Origin of the sequence: Methanoculleus sp. (assembly GCF_036677455.1) — an archaeon.
GTDB lineage: Archaea > Halobacteriota > Methanomicrobia > Methanomicrobiales > Methanoculleaceae > Methanoculleus.
This window is the reverse complement of the sequence record NZ_JAVBWL010000029.1, coordinates 1-6,173: the sequence shown is the minus strand read 5'-3', so window position 1 is coordinate 6,173 and position 6,173 is coordinate 1. Positions and strand designations below refer to the sequence as shown.

The 6,173-nt window shown below is 66.0% G+C and carries 4 protein-coding genes and 1 pseudogene; 1 reads left to right on the top strand and 4 read right to left on the bottom strand.

What is annotated here, in order from left to right; translation table 11 throughout:
• Nucleotides 1-611 (bottom strand): annotated as a pseudogene (locus V6K60_RS07175) (condensation protein); the annotation flags it as partial.
• A gap of 178 nt (nt 612-789) precedes the next feature.
• On the opposite strand from V6K60_RS07175, the gene V6K60_RS07170 reads away from it, so the two are divergent.
• Nucleotides 790-1,689: an ATP-binding protein gene (locus V6K60_RS07170; protein WP_332449834.1), complete on the top strand. Its 900-nt coding sequence runs from the start codon at nt 790-792 to the stop codon at nt 1,687-1,689.
• Here V6K60_RS07170 and V6K60_RS07165 read toward each other — a convergent pair.
• The 3 genes from V6K60_RS07165 to V6K60_RS07155 form a co-directional block, all read right to left on the bottom strand.
• Nucleotides 1,671-2,264 (bottom strand): DNA-3-methyladenine glycosylase, encoded by a 594-nt coding sequence (locus tag V6K60_RS07165; RefSeq protein WP_332449833.1) that lies wholly within the window; start codon nt 2,262-2,264, stop codon nt 1,671-1,673. The two genes, V6K60_RS07170 and V6K60_RS07165, sit on opposite strands and share 19 nt — an antisense overlap.
• A gap of 80 nt (nt 2,265-2,344) precedes the next feature.
• Nucleotides 2,345-3,466, bottom strand: coding sequence for a hypothetical protein (locus tag V6K60_RS07160; protein ID WP_332449832.1), 1,122 nt, complete (start codon nt 3,464-3,466; stop codon nt 2,345-2,347).
• Nucleotides 3,467-3,499: 33 nt separating this feature from the next.
• Nucleotides 3,500-6,173 (bottom strand): hypothetical protein (locus tag V6K60_RS07155; RefSeq protein WP_332449831.1); only part of this gene is annotated, 2,674 nt, incomplete at its 5' end.

Genomic DNA, 6,173 nt, shown 5'->3' with positions numbered 1-6,173 from the left:
CGGGACGCCCCCCTCCCGGGCCGCTCGACCGGGAAGCGCCACCGGTCGATGAAGGGCTCCTCCCCGGCAAGAGCCCGCTCCTCCTCAGAAAAAAGTGCAAGGACGTGGTCGGCCCCCCGGTCGTAGGGGGCCGTGGGGGCCGGCGAGAAGTCCGGGTCCTCCATGACCCCGCGATAAGCCGCAAAGACCCGCCGTGCAAGGGTGAGGGCGCCGGAAACATCGCAGAAGCCGTGATGGCAGGTCACGGCCACAATGTCCCCCTCGCTTCTCCGGGAGAGGCTGACCCGGACCTGCGGCCCGGAGCGCACATCGAGCGGCGGCGGGGGTGTCGTGAGGGGGTGGTCCTCGTCAACACTGGCGAGGACAAAACCCTCGTTCCAGCGCTCCTCCGGGATCTCCTCCCAGAAGGGCCGGCCGTCGACCTCCGTGTAGCGGGACCGGAGGTAGGGGTCGGACCCAATCAGCCTCACCGTCGCCGCCCGCAGGGCCTCGCCGTCGATCTCACCGTCGAGGACGAGGACGACGTGCATCGTCGGGTCGTAGACGCGCTCGAAGTAGACGTTGCAGACATCAAGGGTGGGTGCGGAGCGGCGGATTGGTGAAGCAGACATTACGATAACTGTCTCTTTATTCCGGGATAACTGCTTTTCTTCCCCGGCAAGGTGGGGTCGCCGGCCGCCGGCATCCCTGCGCCCGGAGCCTTCGGCCCGGGGTACGAACGTTCTCCGGCGATATGTTGTTAAGACCGGGCGCCAAGGTAGAACCTGATAAGATACAGGGAGAAGACCGATGAAGAGAAAGATCATCGATATCGATGAGGAGAGGTGTACCGGGTGCGGGATCTGCATTCCTGACTGCCCGGAAGGAGCGCTCCAGGTCATCGACGGGAAGGCACGGCTCGTGAGCGACCTCTTCTGCGACGGGCTCGGCGCCTGTATCGGGACGTGCCCCGAGGGAGCGATCTCCGTCATCGAGCGGGAAGCCGAGCCGTACGATGAGAAGGCGGTGATGACGAAGGTCGTGCCCCAGGGAGAGGGCGTCATCAGGGCGCACCTCGAGCACCTCCTCGGCCACGGGGAGAAGGAACTCTACCGGCAGGCGATCGAGTACCTGACGGAGCACGGTATCCCGGTTCCCCCGCACGAGACCGCGGGAGAACGGGGCGGTCCCGCCCCCGTAGCCCCGGCGGCGTGCCCGGGCACCGTGGCAAGGAGCCTCCAGCGGGAAGAGGCCAGAAGTGCAGAGCAGGCCGCACGGGTGGAGTCGGAACTCCGGCAGTGGCCGATCCAGTTGACGCTCGTCAATCCCGCGGCCTCCTACTTCGACGACGCGGAACTCCTCATAGCCGGGGACTGCGTTCCCTTCGCCTACGGGGAGTTCCACCAGGAGTTCCTGCGGGGCAGGATCCTGCTCATCTTCTGCCCGAAACTGGACGCGGATATCGAGGGGTATGTCGCGAAACTCGCGGAGATCTTCTCGCAGCACACGGTCCGGTCGGTCACGGTCCTGCACATGGAGGTGCCCTGCTGCAGCGGGGTGCGCACCGTCGTGGATCGGGCCCTCAAGCGTGCAGGAAAGGAGATTCCTGTGGCTGAGAAGACCATAACGCTCCAGGGTCAGGCGGTGGAGGGGGGCATGGTCCGGCGCCGCGGCCCCGGCCCCGGCGGTCCTCACCGCCGCGAGACGTAACGACTCCCTTTCAGGTAGAATCGGAGGGGGAGGTCCGCCGCCTTCGTGATCCCGACCCGCGTCGTCCGGACGACCTCGCCCGGCAACCCCTCCGGCCGGCGGCCGGAGAGGCTCTCGGGCGGCCGGACCTGGAGGGGGCCGTCGGAGAGGGAGGTCCCGTCGAAATCCATGGTGATCCCGAGCGCCTGCGTCAGTTTTCCGGGGCCGCTCGCGAGCGCGAGCGGGTCGTCCGTCCCCCGCCGTGCCCGCATCAGGTCAATCCCGCAGGCGGGTTCGAGCGCCCGGACGAGGACCGCCTCCCCGACCCCTCTCGGCCCGGTCACTATGTTGACGCAGGTGTGCAGGCCGTAGATCCGGTAGACGTAGGCGTGGCCCGCCGGCCCGAACATCGTCCGGTTCCTCGCTGTTTTGCCACGGAACGAGTGGGCCGCCGGGTCCCCCCGGAGGTAGGCCTCGGTCTCGACGATCCACCCCATCGTGGCTCCTGCCTCCTCGCGGTGAACGAGCAGGCATCCGAGGAGGTCTTCTGCGACGGTCACGGTATCCCGTTCGTAGAACGCGGGTGAAAGGATCATGACGGTTCCAGTCTTCCCCTTCAGGATCTCTTTCGGTGGCCCATCAAGGTTTTGGGAACGATAAAAAAAAGAGGTGGGCGTCAGCGCCGCCGGAGCAGCAGGTAGCCCGCTGCGATGACCACAACGGTGCCAAAGACCATGGCGATGGCGGCCATCGGGAGATCCCCGGAGGCTGCCGTCCCCGGTGCGCCCTGCGTGACCTCACTTCCCGGCGCCCCGGTCACGGCCGGGGTGGTCGCCTCCCCCGGTGATGCAGCGGCCCACGCCAGGGTGAAGAGGCTGAAGTGCGAGACCTGCGCCGTCACCGTCCGGGTTGCCGGGTCCACGGTTGCGGGAATCTCCTGCCACTCGCCGGTCCCGGGGTTGTACCACATCACCGAGAGCGTGGCAGGGTCGCCAATCTCCTCCCACTCCTCCTCGGAGAGCGTATAGGTGATGGTGACCGGCGGGTCGAAGGTGGCGCCGGCCGGCCCACAGTTGAGGGCGAAGCCGATCGCTGTCCCCGGAGGGTTCGGGGGCAGCCCGTCGGCGTCGGCGCGCGCTATGGTCACTTCACCGAGCAGGTTTCCGCTTGCGTCGCGGGCATGCGTCCCCTCGCCGACGGTCAGTGAACCGACGCCGTCGCCGGTCCTGACCGTCACCGATTCGCTAACCTCACCCGTCGCCGAGAGGGGGAGCGATGCCTGCCCGACGGGCACCTCCGGTGCGGACGGGGTAGTAGGGGGCGGGATGATGGGACCGCCGCCGCTCGGACCTCCACCGCCGCCGCCCCCGCCTGTCGGTGACGGCGTGGGCGTGGGTGGAGGCGCGCTCGCGGTGAGCGTCAGGTTCGTGAAGCCGCCGCTCTCGTAGACCGCCGACTCCAATGCCCGGACCCCGTAGATGGAGAACGTGATGGTGTCGCCTGGAGATATGGCGGAGTTCCAAACGGCAAACTTAACGGCATCCCCGTCCCCGGGGCCGACCCCGTACTCTCCGGCCGTGGTCAGGGTGGTCGTTCCGGCGGGGCTCCCCGCGACCGATGCGACGATGATCGAGCCTGCCGGGGCGTTCGAGCCGTCCACGTTATAGACCTGCCCGTAGAAGACGTGCGGGAGCGTCGACGGGGCGCTCTCGTCTGCGAGCGCGGGAACGACAAGGAGGCTGACAGTGATGAGGAGCGTGAGGAGGGCTGTGGTTCGTGGTGCTGGTCGTTGCTTCATGGTTGTTCCTCAAAAAGGGTTGTTGGGCCCACCTCAGAGGTCCCAGGCCCACCCGGGCATGGGGAGGGGGGTGGAGGAGAACCCGGCAAGGGTGTCGGGGTTCTCCATGAAGACCCAGTAGCCGCAGGTGGCGTCCATGTCGTACCCGTCGTCCCACCAGTCATTCCTGGTGAGGACCCAGGCTTCGGGGTTGATGGACGGCGAAACGACGATGGTATAGCCCGTCAGGCCTGCCGGCGTCTCTTCTGCGGAGGTCAGTGCCTCCCAGACAGGGGTCCCGTAGGGCTCGCCCCACCAGAGGTAGGGGGCCGGCACATCTATCGGCCCGCTCTTCAGGTCATACGCCGGCCCGACCAGGTTCCACCCTGCCTTGAGGGCTTTGGTCGGCGGGTTCGTGATCTCGGGGTTGATCGTGACCGGGAGGCGGTCGTAGTCGTTCATCCGGATGTAGACCGCATCGAGCGGGTTGATCTTGCTCGTCGAGGTCATCTGGACCCACCGCTGGCCGGCGGCATCCCAGGTCCAGGCGACGCTGTAGTTGAGGCCGTCGCCGGCGCGGGTGACCGCCTGCCAGGTGTTGTTCTCGAGCGCGAGCGGGAACGAGAGGGTCTTCCAGCCCGGCTCAAGGCCGTCGCGGTAGCCGTCGCCGCCGATGTTCGGCGATCCGATCTCAAGCCCGAAATAGGACTTGCCGGTCTCGAGGACGACGTCCGCCGGCTTCGTCAGCCAGGGCTCGTAGTTCATGGTGCCGGTGACCGGGCTTCCCGTGCCGGGGCCGAACCCGGACGGGCCGCTCGCGTCGCCCCACCAGTTGTAGAAGGCATAGGGTTCGCGCACCTCCTCTTCGTAGTAGTAGGGGAACCCGATGTAGCCGTTATGGATGTTGTTGAACGTCGCGTCGCTTCCCCGCGAGAGGATGCCGAGGTCCAGGCCGAGGAGCAGGAAACCGTCGTCCACCCGGTCGCCCCCGACCATGCCGATCATGGATCCGGATATCTCTCCATCCACGGTATTTCCGTCGATATACGAGGGGCTCAGGCTCACGATGCCGACGTCTGCCACCACGGTGCCGGCGAGGATGCCGGCATCCTCGAGGAGTTCCTCCGTTAATGCCTCAACGACTGTCTCGGAGTTCGCCGCGGTGTAGACGGTGTTGTTCTCGATGTAGGAGCGCACGGTCAGGATGCCGCTGGAGACGGCGACACCCAGGTTTGCGGCACCGGCGCCCGGCAGGTCGATCTCCACTGCCTGCACGGTGGGTGCTTCTTCGACATACGCTCCCGCGAAGCTCGTCTGACTTGCAGTCGTGTTGACGACGTTATCGAGCACGTCGGCCTCGGGTGCGACGATGCCGAAGCTCGCCGCTGCGCCTACCGCGCCGGAGAGCGCGTTCGACGACCCGTCGAGGGGTGCGGGGAGCAGCATCTCGGCGAGTGAGAGTGCATTGATCTCAGTTGTGACAGAGACGTTGTTGCCCTTGATGACGCCTGCGAACCACTCGTCCGGCGCGGGGGGAGCGGGCTCGTAAGTGTCGGGATCGAGGACCTCGTATGGATCGAGGACGATACCGATGCCCACGCCCGCCGTAGCGGCAACGCTGAGGGCCATCCTGTCCTTAACCATGTTGAACGCCAGGGTCTGGGCCCGGCTTCTCTGTGCGACAGTAACATTGTTGTTCACGACGCGCTCGTCGTCTGCATCGGCAAGAACTCCCACTCCGAGGAGGAGGTTTGCGGTGCCTGCTGCTGTATCGGCGGTCTCGTTTTCACCTCCCATGGCCTGGCCCAGGAATGCTCCGTTGGTGATCACATGGATGCAGTTCTCTTCGACGCTGATGGAGTCACCTGTTCCGGCGAGACCGAACGCCGCTACAATGCCGGCGGATCCCGCCGCCGCGTCGGGCGCATCGAGGTTGTCGCCTTGTGCGACTGCAATGCCGGCGGCGCTGGTCTCTACCATGATCTCGTTGTCGTGGAGCACCACGTCTCCCCCGGCGTCGTTGACGTAGACACCGCAGCTCACCGAGAGCGGGATCGCGGCCGCAAGCCGGGTTCCGTTCAGGAACTCGAACGCTTCTCCGTCTTCCATGAGTGCCTGATACCTGGTGAGCGTCTCGTCTTCGGTGTAGGCTGCAAGAACGCCGGTATCTCCGGCAAGGACGGCCTGTGTGATCGCCGCTCTCTCCCCTTCGGAGAGGTTCTGCCACTCGCTGCCGTTCTCGTCGATGAGGCCGAGCAGAACCGCCTGCTGCACTTGCTCATCCGAGAAGGCCTGGTCGATGAGCCCTAACGAGAGAGGAGTCCGGAGCACCATGCCAACGTCATTGACCGGCCAGTCAACCGCAATGACGGCGACGTCCTGGTACACCGGCACATAGTTGCAGCAGACCTCCGGGTTCAGGACGTCTTCGAGGACGATGCCGGCAGTTACCGTGAGTGCGGCAGCGAGGGTCGCCTCATCGATATCCGGTTCGAACTCAAGGTCGCTCCCCGTGAGGGTCGACAGGCCTTCGGTGTCCGCGAGGCACGCTGCGACGGAGAACTCCTCACTCTCCTGCATCATGCCGACGTAACGGGCGAGCAGGGCGCTGTTGTCTGCAAGGGCGGCTTTTACCTCTTCTTCATCGAGTTCCAGTTCGGGAACCAGATTGGTCTGCGTCTGCGCCCTGACCACGACCACGTTCTCGTGGACCACGGGGTTCACGAGG

What these genes read in the sequence shown, in the direction of transcription:
- V6K60_RS07170 (WP_332449834.1), top strand. Translation starts at nt 790, where the DNA reads ATGAAGAGAAAGATCATCGATATCGATGAGGAGAGGTGTACCGGGTGC.
- V6K60_RS07165 (WP_332449833.1), bottom strand. Translation starts at nt 2,264, where the DNA reads ATGATCCTTTCACCCGCGTTCTACGAACGGGATACCGTGACCGTCGCA.
- V6K60_RS07160 (WP_332449832.1), bottom strand. Translation starts at nt 3,466, where the DNA reads ATGAAGCAACGACCAGCACCACGAACCACAGCCCTCCTCACGCTCCTC.